19 protein-coding genes, 1 tRNA gene and 2 pseudogenes are annotated in these 17,359 nt (G+C 67.8%); 10 read left to right on the top strand and 12 right to left on the bottom strand.

Annotation, left to right across the window (positions count from 1 at the left end; translation table 11 throughout):
- Window positions 1–76: 76 nt before the first annotated feature.
- Complete coding sequence (locus tag M878_RS55875; RefSeq protein ID WP_023545225.1) at window positions 77–1,237, bottom strand: Gfo/Idh/MocA family protein; 1,161 nt, start codon at window positions 1,235–1,237, stop codon at window positions 77–79.
- A gap of 119 nt (window positions 1,238–1,356) precedes the next feature.
- Here M878_RS55875 and M878_RS55870 point away from each other — a divergent pair, with 119 nt between their 5' ends.
- Window positions 1,357–2,355 (top strand): LacI family DNA-binding transcriptional regulator, encoded by a 999-nt coding sequence (locus M878_RS55870; RefSeq protein ID WP_023545224.1) that lies wholly within the window; start codon window positions 1,357–1,359, stop codon window positions 2,353–2,355.
- Window positions 2,356–2,368: 13 nt separating this feature from the next.
- Here the strand turns inward: M878_RS55870 and M878_RS55865 are convergent, their stop codons facing one another.
- Complete coding sequence (locus M878_RS55865; RefSeq protein ID WP_023545223.1) at window positions 2,369–2,713, bottom strand: cupin domain-containing protein; 345 nt, start codon at window positions 2,711–2,713, stop codon at window positions 2,369–2,371.
- A 130-nt stretch (window positions 2,714–2,843) separates the two neighbouring features.
- Between M878_RS55865 and M878_RS55860 the strand changes: the two genes are divergently transcribed.
- Window positions 2,844–3,359, top strand: a complete 516-nt coding sequence (locus M878_RS55860; RefSeq protein ID WP_023545222.1) for a hypothetical protein — start codon at window positions 2,844–2,846, stop codon at window positions 3,357–3,359.
- Between the two features lie 49 nt (window positions 3,360–3,408).
- Here the strand turns inward: M878_RS55860 and M878_RS93720 are convergent.
- Window positions 3,409–3,570, bottom strand: a pseudogene (locus M878_RS93720) (SbtR family transcriptional regulator); the annotation flags it as partial.
- Between M878_RS93720 and M878_RS99535 the strand changes: the two are divergent.
- Both M878_RS99535 and M878_RS55850 read left to right on the top strand, forming a co-directional pair.
- Window positions 3,563–3,984: pseudogene (locus M878_RS99535) on the top strand (MFS transporter); the annotation flags it as partial. The pseudogenes M878_RS93720 and M878_RS99535 overlap by 8 nt on opposite strands.
- Before the next feature lie 54 nt (window positions 3,985–4,038).
- Window positions 4,039–4,112: transfer RNA gene (locus M878_RS55850), tRNA-Pro, on the top strand.
- Window positions 4,113–4,197: 85 nt separating this feature from the next.
- Here M878_RS55850 and M878_RS000000101745 read toward each other — a convergent pair.
- The 5 genes from M878_RS000000101745 to M878_RS55825 form a co-directional block, all read right to left on the bottom strand.
- Entirely contained in the window at window positions 4,198–4,938 is a 741-nt protein-coding gene (locus tag M878_RS000000101745; protein WP_078630200.1) for an AAA family ATPase, read from the bottom strand.
- Between the two features lie 173 nt (window positions 4,939–5,111).
- Window positions 5,112–5,771: a class I SAM-dependent DNA methyltransferase gene (locus tag M878_RS55840; protein ID WP_023545219.1), complete on the bottom strand. Its 660-nt coding sequence runs from the start codon at window positions 5,769–5,771 to the stop codon at window positions 5,112–5,114.
- Between the two features lie 92 nt (window positions 5,772–5,863).
- Entirely contained in the window at window positions 5,864–6,355 is a 492-nt protein-coding gene (locus tag M878_RS55835) for a hypothetical protein (RefSeq protein ID WP_023545218.1), read from the bottom strand.
- A 319-nt stretch (window positions 6,356–6,674) separates the two neighbouring features.
- Window positions 6,675–6,908, bottom strand: coding sequence for a DUF7848 domain-containing protein (locus M878_RS55830; RefSeq protein WP_023545217.1), 234 nt, complete (start codon window positions 6,906–6,908; stop codon window positions 6,675–6,677).
- Window positions 6,905–7,276: a hypothetical protein gene (locus M878_RS55825; RefSeq protein WP_023545216.1), complete on the bottom strand. Its 372-nt coding sequence runs from the start codon at window positions 7,274–7,276 to the stop codon at window positions 6,905–6,907. Before M878_RS55825 ends, M878_RS55830 begins: the two co-directional genes overlap by 4 nt.
- A gap of 156 nt (window positions 7,277–7,432) precedes the next feature.
- Between M878_RS55825 and M878_RS99525 the strand changes: the two genes are divergently transcribed.
- The 3 genes from M878_RS99525 (at window position 7,433) to M878_RS97335 (ending at window position 10,303) form a co-directional block, all read left to right on the top strand.
- Window positions 7,433–8,689, top strand: coding sequence for an NsdA family TPR-like regulatory protein (locus tag M878_RS99525; protein ID WP_245238051.1), 1,257 nt, complete (start codon window positions 7,433–7,435; stop codon window positions 8,687–8,689).
- A complete protein-coding gene (locus tag M878_RS55820; protein ID WP_023545214.1) occupies window positions 8,680–9,207 on the top strand; it encodes a GNAT family N-acetyltransferase in 528 nt (175 codons plus the stop codon). The genes M878_RS99525 and M878_RS55820 overlap by 10 nt, the downstream gene beginning before the upstream one ends.
- A gap of 568 nt (window positions 9,208–9,775) precedes the next feature.
- Window positions 9,776–10,303, top strand: coding sequence for a hypothetical protein (locus M878_RS97335; protein WP_158692648.1), 528 nt, complete (start codon window positions 9,776–9,778; stop codon window positions 10,301–10,303).
- A gap of 132 nt (window positions 10,304–10,435) precedes the next feature.
- Here M878_RS97335 and M878_RS55815 read toward each other — a convergent pair whose 3' ends face one another.
- Both M878_RS55815 and M878_RS55810 read right to left on the bottom strand, forming a co-directional pair.
- Entirely contained in the window at window positions 10,436–10,693 is a 258-nt protein-coding gene (locus M878_RS55815; RefSeq protein WP_158692647.1) for a hypothetical protein, read from the bottom strand.
- Between the two features lie 369 nt (window positions 10,694–11,062).
- Window positions 11,063–11,857: an MBL fold metallo-hydrolase gene (locus M878_RS55810; protein ID WP_023545212.1), complete on the bottom strand. Its 795-nt coding sequence runs from the start codon at window positions 11,855–11,857 to the stop codon at window positions 11,063–11,065.
- 86 nt (window positions 11,858–11,943) lie between these two features.
- Between M878_RS55810 and M878_RS55805 the strand changes: the two genes are divergently transcribed.
- The 3 genes from M878_RS55805 (at window position 11,944) to M878_RS92905 (ending at window position 14,721) form a co-directional block, all read left to right on the top strand.
- Window positions 11,944–12,537 (top strand): ABATE domain-containing protein, encoded by a 594-nt coding sequence (locus M878_RS55805; protein WP_023545211.1) that lies wholly within the window; start codon window positions 11,944–11,946, stop codon window positions 12,535–12,537.
- 93 nt (window positions 12,538–12,630) lie between these two features.
- Complete coding sequence (locus tag M878_RS97330; RefSeq protein ID WP_023545210.1) at window positions 12,631–12,771, top strand: hypothetical protein; 141 nt, start codon at window positions 12,631–12,633, stop codon at window positions 12,769–12,771.
- 510 nt (window positions 12,772–13,281) lie between these two features.
- Complete coding sequence (locus M878_RS92905; RefSeq protein WP_023545209.1) at window positions 13,282–14,721, top strand: polysaccharide deacetylase family protein; 1,440 nt, start codon at window positions 13,282–13,284, stop codon at window positions 14,719–14,721.
- A gap of 36 nt (window positions 14,722–14,757) precedes the next feature.
- Here the strand turns inward: M878_RS92905 and M878_RS55800 are convergent, their stop codons facing one another.
- Window positions 14,758–15,807: an MASE1 domain-containing protein gene (locus M878_RS55800; protein WP_023545208.1), complete on the bottom strand. Its 1,050-nt coding sequence runs from the start codon at window positions 15,805–15,807 to the stop codon at window positions 14,758–14,760.
- An 80-nt stretch (window positions 15,808–15,887) separates the two neighbouring features.
- Complete coding sequence (locus M878_RS55795; RefSeq protein ID WP_078630199.1) at window positions 15,888–17,222, bottom strand: PP2C family protein-serine/threonine phosphatase; 1,335 nt, start codon at window positions 17,220–17,222, stop codon at window positions 15,888–15,890.
- Between the last annotated feature and the right edge of the window lie 137 nt (window positions 17,223–17,359).

Genomic DNA, 17,359 nt, shown 5'->3' with positions numbered 1-17,359 from the left:
CAAGCCACGACGGACCCGCAGACGACTGACGGCACATCGCGGCACTCCTGGCGGCGCCTCCAGCAGAGAAATCAGATCAACCTGTCTCCACGTCCACCCAAGTCCTCCGCTGAGCGGCCAGCGTCATCGCGTCCAACGCGGCAGCGCTCCGCACCGCATCCGCAAGCGTCGTACCGTACGGCACCCCCTCGGCCACCGACCGTACGAAGCGGTACGCCTCGATCACCTTCAGATCGTCGTACCCCATCGCATTCGCCGCCCCCGGCTGAAACGCCGCGAACTCACCGGCGCCCGGCCCGACGTACACCGTGCTCACGGGCTGGTCCTGGTACGCCGAACCCCGGCTCACCGCCAGCTCGTTCAGCCGCCGGAAGTCCCAGAAGACAGCCCCCTTCGTGCCGTGCACCTCGAAGCCGTAGTTGTTCTGTTCGCCGACCGAGACCCGGCAGGCCTCCAGGACCCCGCGCGCGCCGGAGGCGAAGCGCAGCAGGCAGTTGACGTAGTCCTCGTTCTCGACCGGGCCCCGTTCGCCGCCGGCGGCGAGGGTGTGGCCGGCGGTGGCGCCGGTCGGCCGGGCCCGCTCGGGGAGGAAGATCGCAGTGTCGGCGGTGAGCGAGGTGATCTCGCCGAGCAGGAAGCGGGCCAGGTCCGCGCCGTGCGAGGCCAGATCGCCGAGCACCCCGCTGCCGCCGCGCGCCCGCTCGTACCGCCAGGTCAGGGCGCCGTCCGGGTGGGCCGCGTAGTCGCTGAACAGGCGGATGCGGACGTGGGTCACCGCGCCGATCTCACCGGAGGCGATCAGCTCGCGGGCGGCCTCGACGGCGGGCGCGTTGCGGTAGTTGAAGCCGACCGCGCCCCGCACGCCGGCCTTGGCGGCCGCGTCGGCCACCGCGCGGGCGTCCCCGGCGGTCAGCCCGACCGGTTTTTCGATCCAGATGTGCTTGCCGGCCTCGGCCATCGTCACACCGATCTCCCGGTGCAGGAAGTTCGGGGCGGTGATGCTGACGGCCCGCACGCGCGGGTCCGCGGCGACCTCCCGCCAGTCGCGGGTCGCGGAGGCGAACCCGAACTGCGCGGCGGCCTCCTCGGCCCGACCCGGCACCTCCTCGGCGACGGTGATCAGCCGGGGCCGCAGCGGGAGGTGCGGATAGTGGTGCGGCAGCCGCGCGTACGCCTGGGAGTGCACCCGGCCCATCCAGCCGAACCCGACGACGGCGACACCCAGCTCATCCACCATGACAGCCCTCCCGGGGCGACTTGGACCGGTCCACGCTCTGTCCAGGCCACCTTTGTGCTGACATGGCAAGCGTGTCAACCTTTTGACAGCGCGGCACGTCGCATGGAACGGTCCATGTCATGAGACCGCCGACGATCCGTGACGTGGCCGACCGGGCCGGAGTGTCCAAGTCGCTGGTCTCGCTGGTGCTGCGGGGCTCGGGACCGGTCAGCCCAGGGAAACGGGAGGCCGTGCTGCGGGCCGTGCGCGAGCTGGGCTACCGGCCCAACGCGGCCGCCCGCAGCCTGAGCGAACAGCGCACCCGCACGGTCGGCGTCCTCCTGGACGACCTGCGCAACCCGTGGTTCGTCGACCTGCTCGACGGCCTCAACTCCCTGCTGCACACAGCCGGTCTGCACATGCTGCTCGCCGACGCCCGGCTGAACCGGCGGATGGGACACGACCTCGCCGAACCGTTCCTGGACCTGGGCGTCGACGGCCTGGTGGTGGTCGGCACGGTTCCGGACCCCGGCGAACTCGGGGCGACGGCACGGCGGATGCCGGTCGTGGTGGCGGGTGCCCGCGAGCCGCAGCCGGCGGGTGTGGACGTCGTCGCCGGGGACGACGAGCACGGGGCCCGGCTCGCCACCGAGCACCTGCTCGGCCTCGGTCACCGGCGGATCGCCCATCTCGCGGGCCACGGCGCGGTCGGCGCACTGCGCCGGCGCGGCTTCGAGGCGGCGATGCGGGCCCACGGCGCCGAACCGGTCGTGGAGCCCGGCGATCTGACCGAGGAGGGCGGCTACCGGGGGACCGTACGCCTGCTCAGCCGCCCCGAGCGGCCGACGGCACTCTTCGCCGTCAACGACATGGCCTCGGTGGGCGCCCTCTCGGCGGCCGAGGAACTGGGCTTGCGCGTGCCGCGGGACCTCTCGGTGGCCGGCTACGACAACACCAGCATCTCCCGGCTGCGGCACGTCTGGCTGACCACGGTCGACACCGCGCCGTACGAGATCGGACGGCGCGCCGCCCGCTGTCTGCTCGACCGGTTCGACGGGCGGTACGACGAGGGGGCGGGGCGCGTCCACCTCGCCGTACCGACGCTGGAGATCCGGGGGACGACGGCGCCGCCTTCGTGAAGAGCGGGCGGCCTCACAGGTTGATCGCGTACGCCTTGCGCAGTGTCTCGTGCACCGTCCACGTCGTACGGTCGCCCGCGCGCAGCACCGCCATGTCGCCCGGCCCGACGGTCAGCGTCGGCCCCTCCGCGATCTCGATCGTCGCCGAACCGCTGATCACCACGAACAGTTCGTCCGCCTCCGTGTCGGTGACCACGCCGGGCGTGATCTGCCAGATCCCGCGGATCTGCCGGCCGTCCGGAGACTCCCAGACCACCTTCCCGGTGACCTCCGGGTTCCCGGAGACGATCTGCTCCGGGGCGAGGGGTTCGGGTTCGAGGCCGGCGTCGGGGATGTGCAGTGCGAAGCTGTGCGTCATGCGGCGAGCCTAGCCAGCGCCCCGCGCGTGCCGCCGTCGACAGAGTGTGGGGCATCAGGGCTGGTGGGAGGACACTTCGTCGGTCCGTGCGGACTGGCGCAGCGGTGCGCCCGGGGTGATCGTGGGGAGCATGGCTGACTCCCCGGCGGTCGGCACGGCACCGCCCCGGCAGCACGGCACACGCGAGGCCGTCCTGTTCGGCGGGGTGTACGGCGCCGTCCTCGCCAGCTCGATGGTGGCGGCGCTCACCCAGTACGGCCGGGTGACCCCGGCGGGCCGCCGCTACGACGCAGCCTGGCTGCTGGTGACCGCGCTCGCCTCCGCCCTGGCCCACGGCTACGCCCACTACATCGCCGAACGCGGCCCGCACCGCCGCTGGGACGTGCTGCGCACGCTGCGCGACGAGTGGCCGCTGGTCACGGCCGTGCTGCCCACGGTGTTGGTGCTGGCGGGCGCCGGCTGGGAATGGTGGCCCGCGAAGGGCCTCGAGTACCCGGCCTTCGCCCTCAACATCGTCATCCTCTTCGGCCTCGGTCTGGTCACCGCCCGCTGGTCGGCCCGGCGATGGCCGATCGCGGTGCTCATCGGGATGGGGGACGCGCTGCTCGGGGTGATCGTGGTGGTGGCGAACGCGGTGATCAAGTAGGCGGCGGGACGGGACACGCGTCCGCTCGCCGCCGACCGCGCCACCGATGTCAGCGGGCGGTGCGAACCCCGTCCAGCGCGATCGCCGGCACCCGGTCGCGCCGGGCGTCGTCGTCGAAGGCCGTGGCCGTGATGCCGGCGACCATCCGCAGCAGGTCGGTGAAGCCCATGTCCGGCCGCACCACCCCCGCGTTCTGCGCACGTTCCAGCACCACCGGTGCCGCCCTCGGCGCGCTGGCCTGCGGATTCCTCACCTTCTGGCATGACGCCCAGTGGCAGATCGCGGTGGTCGCCGGGCGGTTCGGGCTGGGCATCGGACTGGCCTTCGCCTCGATGGCCAACCTCATAGCCGGCAGCGTCCCGCCCGAGCAGACCGGCGCCGCGACCGGTATGAACGCCAGCATCCGCACCGTCGGCGGCTCCATCGGCGCCGCGCTCACCAGCGTCCTGGTCACGGCCGCCTCCAGCCCTCCGGCCTGCCGTACGCCTCCGGCTACACCCACGGCTGGGCCCTGCCGGCCCTGCTCTGCCTCGCCGCGGCCGGCGCCGCCCTGCTGGTCCCGGTCCGCCGCCACGGCCGTACGACCGCCCCCGCCACCAGCGGGGCGACACGGGCACCCGCATAGGTGCGGTAGGGTTGACCTGCGTGATCACACGGGGCACCCCGGGTGAGACCGCATCGGGACGTGGCGCAGCTTGGTAGCGCACTTGACTGGGGGTCAAGGGGTCGCAGGTTCAAATCCTGTCGTCCCGACTGGAGTTCGCTCCGTCGTTGCAGGTCAGGGCCTTGGATCACATGATGTGAGACGAGGCCCTTGATCGTTTCTAGGGCACTCGTCTCACAATTTCTCACAAACGGGGGGATGATCTCCCCTAGCCGAGGAGCTCACCCAATTTCTGGGAGCCTGCCTTGAGGCTCTGCGGGGCGGGAAGCACATACACCCGCTTGGTGAAGGACAGGTCACTGTGACCGGCCCAGGCAGAGACCACGTGTCGGGCACGCCGTTGTTTGCCATCCAGGGCAGGCAGGCGTGGCGAGCGTCGGAGAGACGAACCCGGCGCACCCCTGCCTCCTCCATGAGCTTCTGCGCCTCACGCCGAAGCTTGTCCGTTTCAAACGGGCGACCCAGTTCATCAACGACCACGTAGCCCGAGTCCTCATAGACCTGCCCGGCCTGCTCCTTCTCCCACTCCTGCCGAAGCTTGAAAGCGATGAGCGCCACATAAACGGGCTTGGGCAGCGGGAGCACCCGCTTGCCGTTGTGCATCTTGGGCTCCTTCTCAACGACCTTGTTGCGCTCTCCCGTCTGATCAACATCCTCTCGCCACCTCGCCCCGCAGACCTCGGCTGGACGCTCGGCGATAAGAGTCAAGAGCATGACGCCGAAGAGCCGATGATCCTTGCTCGCCTCGATAAAGGCTTTCACTTCAGTCTCATCCCAGGGGCGTCGCTCAGGCGCATTCTGGCCGATATCAATGAGCAAGACCCGCTCGCCCTTATGGGCGAGGCTGGCGGCGAGTGAGATAGTAGATGATGTTTTTCCAACGCCTCCCTTCCGTGAGGCAACTGCGATAACCATAGGCAAGTTAAACCCGCCGAAAGCCCGAGCAGAGGTTCGTTTCAGTGGAATTTCTTAAACTTATTGAAAGAATAGCGAAAAAATGGACATTCCGTCAATGAGGAATAAAAAATGGGCCGGCCTCCCTAATTGGGGGAACGCCGGCCTTGTTTGCGCTCAGGACCTCAACTCACTCACGACGGTCGGGTGGCACTCCCGAAGAGGGTGCCGATGTACCCCTCGGTGGGTGCCTCGATGACCTTCACGCCTGCTCGCTGGAAGCCGCCCTTGAGGAGTAGGTTTCTCCACTTCCGTGGGGTGTAGCTGTACCGGTACGTGTAGACGGGCCGTCCGGCGAAACCTCCCTTATACATCCCTTGTGGGCCGTAGGCACCCGGGATGGCCGGCGGCTGCGAGAAGGCGAAGACGCCTCCGGGGTTCAGGCGGAGCAAGACCAAGGGGAAGAGCTGCGTCGGGTTCGCGAACCAGGCGCAGCCGAAGATCGAGTAAATGGCGTCGTACGTCTCGCCGGTCGTGGCGAGGAAGGAGAGCCCCTCGCCCTGATGGAAGACGGCTCCTGTGCCCGACCACCTCTCGGTGATCTTCTTGACCATGACGGGGGAGAGGTCGAGCCCGTGTGCTTCTACGCCCTGCTTCGCGAGGAAGGCGACCGCCCGGCCGGTGCCACAGCCGATCTCCAGGGTCTTGCGTGGCTTCCCCAGTACTTCCGGACCGGGACCGTGATCTTTGTACTGTGTCCAGCGGAAGGCCGGCTCGGCGTCCGGCTCGAAGGCCGATTCGGCGTAGGCGTCCCAGACCTCGGTCTCAATGGCGTAGTCATGCTGTGCAGGCACGAAGCGTTCCTTGTCGTTGGTACGGGAGAGCCCCCGCCCTCGGGGAGCTGGATGAGGGCAGGGGCGAACCTAGGCGGGGAGACCGCCGGCCATCAGTGAGAGTCCGGCACCTTGTCGTCGCAGGGGCCGCAGTTAGAGGCGTCGACCTCCCACAGCTCGCGGTCGACGGCGAAGCCGTTCTGCCGGATGATCTCGGCGGTGCGCATCACGATGCCGTCGCGCCGGCGCTGAATCAACGGTGCATGGTGCTTGTACCGGCCGCCGTTGTGCCGCTCGCAGATGGCGAAGTACACGGGGGTGTCGAGGATGATCTGGTGGACGCCCTGGTCAACCTCGAAGCCCGGCCCCATATCGTTGCCCGGCTTCTCCATGGCGGTGATCAGGTAGGCGACGCCCTGGCCCAGGATGCGTTCCGCGAGGCTGCGCACTCGCACGGTGTCACGCATAAGGAGCCGCACTTCGCGCTCCCACAGGCCGATGCCGAGGTCGGGGATCAAGTGAGGATTGGCCTGCCCGACCTCCTCCAAGATCGCTTTCGGGTCCCGGACGATCGTCGTCTCGGGAGCCTCAAGCAGTACTGTCATGGTTGTGCCCTCTCTCTTGTGTGGTGAGGGTGCGGACCCACCCGGCTGGCCGACTGCCTAGGAAGTCCAGGCGGGTGGGGACTTGCCCCGCCCAGCTCTGTCGGGGGAGGCAGAGCCGGGACGGGAGTCTGGGTGGGCTGTGCGTCGCGTTGCCGGTTGTAGGTACGGACGAAGCTGCGCATGTAGGTGCAGCAGCTGACGCATGCATGGCCGGGAGCTGACATGCCGTCTGATTCAACCGGGCCTATGAAGACAACTTGTTCGTAGTGGCGGCCGAGAACGCACCAGCCCCAACTCATCGGTCGGCGTGGTCGACTCGTCACGACTTCGGCTCCACGAGCGCGTAGTCCTCGAAGGTACGCTTGAACCGTTCGTGTCCGGTCTGTGCGGTGTGTTCGACCATCCAGTCGTTGACGGCTTCGTCACCGCCCAGCACCATCGACTCGGCCCCGCATTCCTCGTCGTTGCCCGAGACGCAGCGCGCCTGGTAGGTGACCTCGCCCAGGGGATCTCGGATGGTCTTGTAGTCCACGAAGCGCAGTACGGCCCTCATGGTGCGGCGATCCCGTTCCTTTTCGTGTACACGGCCAGGAGCGACCTGGTACGGATCGCCACGTCACGCATGAACGCGAAGGCTTCATAGGCCGGAGTGGTCTCAGTGGGTCTCCTGCCCATGTCCAGCAGGTAGGAGGAGGCCCGAACCAGAGCCACTACCTCTTCGTCCCTCTCCACGCCGAGTTCTTCCGCCAAGAGCATGGAGAGCTGTCCGATGAGCCTGGTCGTCTTGTCGTCGATCTGCTGACGGGTCGATGTGCTCAGGCTCATCGCCAGAACCGTGCTCACCGCGTCCAAGATCAGCTCGGCATCGATCGGCGCGTCCATGCTGGGGTGCGCCTGTTGCTGTTCGGTCACGCCCGCCACCACGCTTCTCCCTCCGGTGCTCTTGCCTTGCGACGCCTAGTCAACGGCGGCTTGGACATCCGCGACAGGTGAAAAAGGGGACAGCGCCCTGCCATGACCCCGGTGATTTTTACCTTCACTCGTGTCCCCGAGGTCGCTCAGAACTACCGTGGAGGCATGCCACAGGTGAACCGGAAGCTTGCAGACCGGATGGAGGAACTCGTCATCGGTCAGGCTGAGTTAGCACGTCAGCTCAATGTCGAGATCGAACTTCTGACCGGGAAGCTTGGCAACGTCACCGACGCGGATGTGCGCCGATGGCTACGTGGTGAGACCAAGTGGCCGCAGGAGCGCATCAGGTTGTGCCTTGAACGGGTTCTGGGTGCCCGCGCTGAGGACCTAGGGTTCGTACCCCGTAAGAAGAGCAGTGCACTACCGAAGGCGGATCCTGTGCACCGTCGTACGATCCTCAACGCAGCGGGCAGTCTGGTCTTGACCATTGGGACCTCGGACGCTGGCGACTATGGGCGCCTGGGCGTCAATGATGTCCGGCGCTTCCACCAGGACTACGTGACGATCCTTCGACACGACGATGCCGGCCGGGGCCCACAGCAGGTGGAGAACTTGGCGGTCGAGCTGGCTGCTCGAATCCAATCCGCTTTGGCTGCGTCGACGGCCTCAACTCGCGTACGCGGCATGCTTCATCGGCTCGCTGCGGAGGTCATCAGCACGGCCGCCTTCGCTTCGATAGATGGCAGCGCACCACAGCGGGCTCGTGCGCATCTCACTGAGGCCCTGGCCTTGGCTGGCTTGTCCCGAGACAGCGAGACGCAGTACCACGTCTGGAACTTCATGTTCCTGGCATCAAGCCAGCGGGAGAATCACGCTGAGGCCGTCGCAGGGGCAGAGGTCATGAAGCGCTCGTCAATCGCACGGCGAGACCCGCTCTACGCCTCTCTTGGGCACATGCGCAGCGCCAACGCACTTGCGCGCACGCGACGGCAGTCTGAAGCTCTGTGTGCCCTGAGGGATGCCGAGCGAGCCTTCGGACGCGCCGACGACCAACGGCGTCCCGAGTGGATCAGGTTCTACGACAGTAGCGAGTTTGAAGCCCTCTCCTCGTTCGTATGGACAGCGCTCGGGGATCACGGAAAGGCCGAGTACTGCCTCCACCGGACCCTTGCCTCCATTCCCGGAGAAATGATCCGCAACCGGGCCTTGTATACCGCACACTTGTCCCTCGCCCAGGCCAGACAAGGAGAGTTTGAGCTCGCCTGCGCGACCGGCCGGCAGGCAGGCCTGCTGTCTCCCTCGTCCTCCGGATCACGGCGAACAGCCAAGACTCTGGCTGCGACGCGCAGGGTACTCATAGCCTCGGGCTCGAAGGCCCCCGAGGTCGCAGAATGGATTGAGGAGTCTGGCCAATGGACCTGAAGCGCTACACGCACGCCGACGCGCAGGACGTGCGGTCGCTACTGCTGGACATCCACGATGAGGCATACACCGACGATCCGAACCCGTTCCATTCGCGTGAGCGCTTCTCCTACTACGTCGACCTCTGGTCTTCACGAGAAGACTGGCAATGCGTTTCAGGCTGGGAGGAGGATGATCCGGTCGGGTATGCATACGGTTCCATGTTCAAGCCGGGCGGCTGGTGGAAGGGCCACCGGCGTCCTTCTGACCTCAGAGGCTCTGTATTCGCCTTGTCGGAGCTCATGGTGGTCCCCAAATGGCGCAGGACGGGACGCGCACAGCAGCTCCACGATGCGCTGCTCGACAAAGTGACGGCCGACATGGTTTCGCTCCAGGTAGAAGCTGAACACCCGAGAGTTCAGGCTCTATACGAGCGGTGGGGATACAGCAAGGTAGGAGAATCGAAGCCTCACGACGACTCGCCGCTGTACGCGGTCATGGTTCGGAAGCTATGGAAAGGGAACCCACTGGGGGTGTGAGGCATGCGCCTTGGTCTGGAAAAAGAGTGAACCTTCGGGACATAATTCCAAGCCCTAAGACTCAGGAGCCCGTGATTCCAAGCCAGCCACTATTACATGTTCAATGAGCTGCTCCCATGTCACACCCTTCGTCCGCCGAAGGCGGGGATACGCAAAAACCGATCCCTTGTCGTGGCCGTCGCGTTCAATGATGTTGGCTGCTGCTCGCAGCACCTCGGCAGGTGCCATCGCAAACCCCAGTCCTTGAGTGACTTGTAAAAGAGCCAGCGAAGATTCATCGCTTCGCCGAGGGTTTGCTTATACCACGGGTCTATAAGCCGTAGGTAAATTATTTCGCATCCGTCGAGTCACGCTCGGCTTCGTATTCGGGGAAAGCGAATCAAAGGGTTGTTGGGGGCCCGGCTCCTGGGGTGAGCGCCTGGACGCAGGGCTGGAGGTAGCCCAACTCCACGCTCCAACTGGACCAAAGGGGGCAAGCATCGGCGTGTCGCCGTGCCCCATGCTTAGCGTAATGGTCACGGTCGTATCGTCGGAAAGTAGTCCCTCATCGATCCTCGGAGGATGCGTTATGGACAAGTCGTTGCTGGGTCACATTGAAGCAGTGGTCGAGAGTGGGCGGGCCGTCATTTCCGCAGACGAAGCAAACATCGTGGCTATCGTCCAGGAGGCTACTAAGAGTCGAAAGACTGCCTCCTTCTATTTGTCGCGCGACCACGCTGATGCGTTTAAGGAAACGCACTGGACGACGGAACGTGTCAAAGCGGAACAACTGGAAGCCGTATCTGATGAAGAAAGGTCCAGGATCGAATCCGAGCTGGGCCTCAATAACATTGGCTCTTTCCGCATCACCAGACTCAAATGTGACTGCGGGGCCACGTATGGGCCCTTTGAATTCTTTCAGCAGGGAGTCCGCGAGCATGGCCTGGAGGCAGTGAAGTCGATCTTCGAGATGAAGAATGCGAGCTTCATTCGGGTCAACCCGGCTCTGACGCCTGTTTGCCCAAATTGCAATCAGGTCCTGGAGGATACGGGAATCACCTATGAGGGAGACACCTACGGAGGGTGCTCCTACCCGGACCCGCCTGTGTGCCGTTGACAGTCCCTCGCGCGGCGTCGTATGCGAGGGAAGCGGATAAGGGTTGTTGGGAGGTCTGGCTCCTGCCTGGGCGGCTGGGAGTAGCGGTGGAGGTAGTAGTGCTCGACCTCGGCCAGGTCGTGGGGGAGTAGGTCAAGGTCTGGCAGGCTCGACGTCCTCGGCGGCCTCGTCTGCGACGACGTGCTTGACCGCGTCGGGGTCCACTGTGCCGAAGGGACGGGCCGAGTGTTCGGCGTCGGGTCGGCTGGCCTTGAGGATGACCTCCATGCCGACGTTCTGAAGCGCCCCCTTCAGGCGGTCTGAGGCCTGGCTCCAGTTCTGGTGCGCCACCTCGGCCTCTCTGAGGCCGTGTAGCTCCACTAGGCGGGCGCTCCGCGCCTTCCTGATCAAGAACTCTCCAGCGCGTGACGCGCCCTTCCTAGGCCCTCTGGTGACGTGTGACAAGCCCTTCCTGTCACACAGACCGTGTCACCGACGTGTCACACACACCAAGGCGCACCCTGAAGCACAACCTCCCTGGCCTGGACATTGCCAGACTGTCTGGACTGGATGGACGCTGCGGACTAGGCGTCAGTTTCTGGGGGCAAGGGGTCGCAGGTTCAAATCCTGTCGTCCCGACTTTGCGAAGTCGTAGGTCAGGGGCCGTTTCAGAGATGATCTGAAACGGCCCCTGAGTCATTCTTGGGGCCGGTTGGGGCCGGCGTGCTTGCCTGGGCTGAGGGGCACGTTCGTGGCGCGTCGGCGTCGTAGGGCGCTCGCTCAGTCCAGCTCCAGGCGGTCTGCCAGGCCGGCGGCGGTGAAGGCGGCCACCAGATCGTGCCGGCCTTCGGTGAAGTGGGCCCAGCTGTCGTAGTGGACGGGGACCACCCGACGGGCGGCGAGGATCTCGGCGGCCTCGGCGGCCTGGGCGCTGTCCAGGACGATCAACTGGTTGTCGAAGAGCACGGGGAAGCGGGGAGCGCCGGCGAAGAGGATGGCGGTGTCGATGGGGGCGAAGCGGACGGCGGTCTCCCGTACCGCGTCGAGGGAGGCGTTGTCACCGCTGACGTAGACGGTGGGCAGGTCCTCGCCGGTCAGGACGAAGCCGACGACCTGGCCGGTGAACGGCTCGACCTCCTCCCGGGGACCGGGGCCGTGGATGGCGGGGACACCGGTCACGGTGATCGTGCCGCCGTCCGGGCGGTCCAGTTCGATGGACTCCCAGTCGGCCAGGCCCTTGGCCTTCTCACCCAGGTGCGCGCCCAGACGCTCGCCGCCGCTGGGTGTCGTCAAGGTGAGGGGTATGTCGGCGAGCAGGGCCCTGCCGGAGGTGTCGAGGTTGTCGGCGTGCTCGTCGTGCGAGAGCAGGACCACGTCGATGCGGCCGAGGTCGGCGGGGGTGGTCGTGGAGGGGGCGGTCTTGGTCAGGACCGGGCGGCCGGGCCGGCGGTAATCGCCGGGGCCGTCGAACGTCGGATCGGTCAAGAACCGCAGGCCGCCGTATTCGAAGAGGGCGGTCGGGCCGCCGAAGACGCGGACGGGGAACTGGCCGGTCGCTGCGGGGAGAGTGGACACGAAACACCTCACGGATAGATGTGGTCGAACCGTGAGATGACCGTAGCGGCTTCTCACGGATGCGCGCAAGCCGTACCATGAGGAATATGAAGGAGCCCGCGACGGAACAGCCCGGCCCGCCGCCCGCACAGGGCGAGGAAGAGCACCTCTCTCTTGCCCTGGCCAACAGCGCGATCGCGCTGCCCGGCGGTCTCACCGTCGATCTCCTGGGTACTCCCGCGCAGGCGAACCACTGGCTGACGGAACGCGGTCTTGCCCCGGTCGACGCCGGCATGCGGGAGATGTGCGCGTCGCAACTGCGCTCGCTGCGTGAGCAGATCAGGTCGCTGTTCGCGTCCCGCGCCGAAGGTCTGCCCGCCCTTCCCGCCGCGGTCGCGGCCATCAACGATGCGATGTCCCGTGTCCCCACGGCCCCGCTGCTGCGGTGGGACGACAAGACCGGCCCTTACCGCGCCGTCCCCCACCCCACCACCGCTGTCCTCGACCACGCCCTGGCCACCCTCGCCGCCGACGCCGCCGACCTGCTCACCGGCCCCGGCGCAGAACGCCTCACCGCATGCGGCTCCACACCCTGCAACCGCTACCTGCTCCGCTACGGCCGCCGTCACTGGTGCTCCACCCGCTGCGGTGACCGCGCCCGCGCCGCACGCGCCTACGCCCGCCGCGGCAACTCCCCGTGACGGGAGCGCTCGCGTTGTCCTGATCGACCTCTCCTGATCGACGGCAACCGCACCTTCACCCCGAAGCGCCGCGAGCGCTTCACCGAGTGGGACGTGCGCACCCACACGGTTCGTACGGTCTTCACCGCTTCCGGCGCGGCCGACCGCCCCGTGCCGGCGATGGCCCTGGCCGCCGGCGGCCGTACACTCGCGTCCGTGCGCTCCACGAGTGACGGCCGGGCGGCCGAGATCTGAAGCACCCGGACCCGCCGCAGTGACGGAGCCCTCTGCGGCTCCGTCGAGGCGGTCGTGGCCGTGCGGCCGGCCGACGGCTGCTCGTCGGCTCCGACCGGTACGCCGATGTGCGCTCGGGCAAGGCCACCGGGTGGTCGCTCGCCGACCCGCCAGATCACCGCGCTCGCCTTCTCCGCCGACGGACGCACCCTGGCCGCACCCTCCGGCCGTGGGACACCGCCGGTCGGCAGCTCCTCGGCGGCGGATTCACCCGGGCGCAGTGGCGGACGTACGCTCCCGGCGCGCCGTAGCGACAGGTCTGCCCGGTAGCGCGCTAAATCGGGGCAAAATGTGACACAGTTTCGCCGGAATCGGTCACAGGATTGTTCATGGTGACTCGGGGCCTCGCTGAACAGGGCTCACGACCAGAACGATCAGGGACCAGAAGGGCCGCAGCGTCCCTCGTGGGCGGCGGCCGGCCGGCGTCCGATCCGGGACGCGCGGCAGGCTCCTCTCCCCAGGTTCTGGTTCATGCGCTCTCACACCCTGTTTCCCACGCTCCTGCTGCTCGGCTCGCTCACCCTCACCGCGGCCTGTTCGTCCGGGGTGCCCAAGTCCTCGGGCACGGCGTCCGCCGACGCACGGCCCGACTCCTCATCGTCCGCGGCCGAGACGGTCGACCCGTCGAAGATCAAGGGCCTGAAGATCGTCAACGACAACAGCGAGCACAAGTCCTGCCCCTTCGCGACCAGCTACCCGGACGTGCCCGGCGCGCAGCCGATGACAGCCGCGATGAAGAAGGACGTGGAGGGGCGCCTCGCCTCCTTCCGCTCAGCGGCCTGCACGGCCGACGCGGGCGGCGCGCAGGGCCGTGACCTCAATGTCAGCCACCAGTTCCTGGTCGCGTCCGGCGACGTCCTCGGTGTCCGGCTCACCACGCAGGACCAGGGCGCGGCCGGGTCCGGTCTGTCGACCAGGACGTACTGGTACGACGGCAAGGCCGGCGCGTATCGCACGGCTCTCGGACTCGTCGCCGACGGCTCCCGGAACGCCTTCGTCGCCGCTCTGAAGGGCCAGCTCCAGGGCCGGGAGGGCGTGCGCGCCGCCACCCTGCACGACGCCTTCGCCGGCCCTCAAGATCGTACGACTGTCCTGGACGACATGGCTTTCACCGCCGACGGCGGACTGCGGGTGGAGTTCGACAGCGGCGAGGTGGGCACCCCCGCCGCCGGCTCCTACGTGGTGACCCTCTCCAAGGAGACCGTCACCCCGTGGCTGTCCGCGTTCGGGCAGCGCGCCCAGCGGCAGACCGTGAGCCCCGGCAGCTCGCTCGACCTGGGAGCGACCCACGTCCCAGAACCGGCTGTCCCGACCCACACCGCCTCCGGCGACGACGACACCGACTGCAAGAAGGTCAAGTGCATCGCCCTGACCTTCGACGACGGGCCCGCCGCTCCCGAGACCGCGAACCTGCTGACCGGCCTCGCCCGGTACAAGGCCCGCGTCACGTTCTTCACCGTCGGCCAGAACGTCGCCGCCCACCCCGATCTCGTCCGCGCCGAGGTGAAGGCCGGCCACGAGATCGGCAACCACACCTGGAACCACCCCAACCTCACCCGGCTCTCCCCGGAGCAGATCGCCAGTCAGCTCAACCGGACCAACGCCGCCATCGAGGCCGCGACCGGCGAGGTCCCCACCGTCTTCCGTCCGCCCTACGGCGCCGTCAACCAGAGCGTCAGGAGCGCCACGACCATGTCGCCGGTGCTGTGGAACGTGGACAGCGAGGACTGGAAGTGCCGGGACGCCGCCAAAGTCGCCCAGACCGTCATCAGCAAGGGCCGGCCCAACGCCGTCGTCCTCATGCACGACATCCACGCCACTTCGGTCGTGGCCGTCCCCGAGATCCTGCGCACCCTCACCGCGAGGGGCTACCACTTCGTCACCGTCAGCCACCTGCGCGCCACGCTGTGACACCTGGTCCTGCAGGCGTGCAGAGCAATGTGGTGCTCACGGATGAGCAGACGGCCTTGGCCGTTGTCTGCGGGGCTCCTTCTTCTCGTCTTCACCGTCGGGGAGCTTCTCGGCCTCCCCGTTGGTCAATTTCGGGCTGTAGCCGCTCGTGGCGATCTTGGCTGCCATCCCGGCGAGCTGCCCGCAGGCTCGTACGATCTCCCGCTGGGTCTGGTTCCGCTCACCGATGACGGCGGCGAGCATCAGCGCGGTCAGCGCGGCGGAGCCGTTGAACGCCTGCAGGGTGATCATGCTGGTGAGCAGGTCGCGACCGGCGAAGGGGCCCGTATGCCGGGTGGCGGAGATGATCGCATAGGTCGACACGGCAAGGGCGCAGGGCGCGGCGCCGGCCAGCTGGAAGCGGAAGGCGGCCCAGATCAGCAACGGGTAGCCGAGGAACAGGAGCGGCGTGCTGCTGGTCTCGACGAAACCGACGCCGACGGTGGCCGCCAGAAGCAGCAGCCCCTCCGCCCACCGCCACGGCGGCACGTCCTTCGGCCGGTGCGCCGAGCGGAGGACGAACAGGACCGGTGTCACCACCAGAACGCCCATCGCGTCGCCGGTCCACCAGACCCACCAGGTCGGCCAGAAGCCGCCGTGCCGCAGCACACCGGCGAGCAGCAGGGTCCCGCTGCCCGTCGTCGCACTGACCAGCATCCCGGTGAACGCACCGAGAAAGATCAGCGCGAGCGCGTCCCGCAGACGGTTCAGTTCGTTGTGGAACCCCGCACGGCGGAGCAGCGCGTACGAGCAGAGCGGCGCGAGGGTGTTGCCCGCCGTGATCGCGAACACGGCCGGGAGTGACGGGCCCAGTGAGACGTTGGCCAGAAAGGCGCCGAGCGCGATACCCGGCCAGACCCGCGGACCGCGCAGCAGCAGGCTCGCCACCGCGATACCGCTCGGCGGCCACAGCGGGGTGACCTGGCCGCGCACCAGCTGCTGGAGCAGTCCCGCCTTGGCCGAACCGAAGTACAGCGCGGCCAGGACACAGATCTCCAGGGCGGCCGAGCCACTACGCCGGAGCCGTTCTTGCCGCGCGCGATCCATCGGGCGACCTCCGAGTCGCTATCGCCCCGAGGCCCATCATCCGTCCGATCCCGCGGATCCTCCACGTCACCGTCGAGCGGTCAGGCCCGCGGGGTGCGCAGAGCGAGGATGGCCATGTCGTCGTGACCGTCGCTGGGGTGGTGATCCGCCAGCGCCCGCACGAACTCCGGCAGGGGCAGGGCGGCATGTTCCGCGGCGAGTCCGGCGAGCTGACTCAGGCTCTCGTCGATGGAGTGGCGCGGATGCTCGATCAGCCCGTCGGTGAAGAACACCACGGTCGCGTCCTGCGGCAGGAAACGTGAGTGGTCGGGCCGGGCCTGTTCGGGATCGACGCCGAGCGGCAGTCCGGGCTCGGCGAGCAGATAGCGCGCCCGGCGATCGTGGGTGACGACCAGGGGCGGGACGTGGCCCGCGGTGCTCCAGCGCAGCCGCCAGCCGGATCCCTCCGGTTCGATGCGGGCCAGGGTGGTCGTCGTGACGGGATTGCTCGTGATGGCTTCCAGGGCATGATCGAGCTGGGTGAGGATCGCGCCGGGCGGACTGGTGTGGTCGAACAGCAGGGCGCGCAGCATATTGCGGGTGGAGGCCATGGCGGCCGCGGCCTGCAGATCGTGGCCGACCACGTCGCCGATGACGACCGCTACGACCTTGTCGGGCAGCAGGATGGCGTCGTACCAGTCCCCGCCGAGCTGACTCGGCTCGGCGGCGGGCCGGTAGATGGCGGCGGCGGTGAAGGGCCGCAGGTCGGGCAGGGTGGGCAGCAGCAGCCGCTGGAACTGCTCGGCTCCCACCCGGATCCGTTCGAACAGGCGGACGTTCTCGATCGCGATGCCGGCGGCGCCGGCCAGGGCGACGACGACGTTCTCGTCGTGCAGGTCGAAGGGCTGGCCGTCGCGCCGCTCGGCCAGGTAGAGGTCGCCGTAGATCTCGCCCCGCACGCTGATGGCGACGCCGAGCAGCGTGCGCATGTGCGGGTGGCCGGGTGGGAACCCGGCGGAGGACGGATGGGCCGTGATGTCTTCGAGCCGCAGGGGTTCGGGGTAGCGGATCAGATGGCTGAGGACGCCCAGACCACGGGGCAGGCCGACCTCGGCGAGATCAGCGCGTTCCTGCTCGGACAGACCGGCGGAGACGAACTGTTCCAAGTGCTCTCCGGACGCGTCGAGCACGCCCAGGGCCCCGTAGCGGGCGCCCACCAGGTCCATGGCGGTGGTGACGATACGACGCAGCACCGCGGGCAGCTCCACCTCACGGCTGATGGCCACGACCGCGTCCAGCAGGCCCTGCAGCCGGTCCATGGCGGACAGCAGGGCACGCAGCTGGTCGTCGATCCGGCCCAGCTCGGACCGCAGCCGCACATGCAGGTCGGGGTCGTGCGCCCGCCACGGCTGTCGCCCCATCCGCTCCGCGGTCATCAGGTGCGCCTGGTGGCCGGCTGTTCGGTCGCGGCACGTGAACGGTACATGCCGACCTCCTGACACCGGGGTGCCGTCTCGGCAGCCGCGCCGGTGGTCCGGTCTCCGGGGGCCGCCTCGCCTTCGATTGTGACATC

Origin of the sequence: Streptomyces roseochromogenus subsp. oscitans DS 12.976 (assembly GCF_000497445.1) — a bacterium.
Lineage (GTDB): Bacteria > Actinomycetota > Actinomycetes > Streptomycetales > Streptomycetaceae > Streptomyces > Streptomyces oscitans.
The sequence above is the reverse complement of the archived record's forward strand: the minus strand, read 5'-3'. Positions and strand labels throughout refer to the sequence as shown.

Excerpts from the sequence above, each read along its gene's own strand:
- M878_RS55875 (WP_023545225.1), bottom strand. The coding sequence starts at position 1,237 with ATGGTGGATGAGCTGGGTGTCGCCGTCGTCGGGTTCGGCTGGATGGGC.
- M878_RS55870 (WP_023545224.1), top strand. The coding sequence starts at position 1,357 with ATGAGACCGCCGACGATCCGTGACGTGGCCGACCGGGCCGGAGTGTCC.
- M878_RS55865 (WP_023545223.1), bottom strand. The coding sequence starts at position 2,713 with ATGACGCACAGCTTCGCACTGCACATCCCCGACGCCGGCCTCGAACCC.
- M878_RS55860 (WP_023545222.1), top strand. The coding sequence starts at position 2,844 with ATGGCTGACTCCCCGGCGGTCGGCACGGCACCGCCCCGGCAGCACGGC.
- M878_RS000000101745 (WP_078630200.1), bottom strand. The coding sequence starts at position 4,938 with ATGGTTATCGCAGTTGCCTCACGGAAGGGAGGCGTTGGAAAAACATCA.
- M878_RS55835 (WP_023545218.1), bottom strand. The coding sequence starts at position 6,355 with ATGACAGTACTGCTTGAGGCTCCCGAGACGACGATCGTCCGGGACCCG.
- M878_RS55830 (WP_023545217.1), bottom strand. The coding sequence starts at position 6,908 with ATGAGGGCCGTACTGCGCTTCGTGGACTACAAGACCATCCGAGATCCC.
- M878_RS99525 (WP_245238051.1), top strand. The coding sequence starts at position 7,433 with ATGCCACAGGTGAACCGGAAGCTTGCAGACCGGATGGAGGAACTCGTC.
- M878_RS55820 (WP_023545214.1), top strand. The coding sequence starts at position 8,680 with ATGGACCTGAAGCGCTACACGCACGCCGACGCGCAGGACGTGCGGTCG.
- M878_RS97335 (WP_158692648.1), top strand. The coding sequence starts at position 9,776 with ATGGACAAGTCGTTGCTGGGTCACATTGAAGCAGTGGTCGAGAGTGGG.
- M878_RS55805 (WP_023545211.1), top strand. The coding sequence starts at position 11,944 with ATGAAGGAGCCCGCGACGGAACAGCCCGGCCCGCCGCCCGCACAGGGC.
- M878_RS92905 (WP_023545209.1), top strand. The coding sequence starts at position 13,282 with ATGCGCTCTCACACCCTGTTTCCCACGCTCCTGCTGCTCGGCTCGCTC.
- M878_RS55800 (WP_023545208.1), bottom strand. The coding sequence starts at position 15,807 with ATGGATCGCGCGCGGCAAGAACGGCTCCGGCGTAGTGGCTCGGCCGCC.
- M878_RS55795 (WP_078630199.1), bottom strand. The coding sequence starts at position 17,222 with ATGACCGCGGAGCGGATGGGGCGACAGCCGTGGCGGGCGCACGACCCC.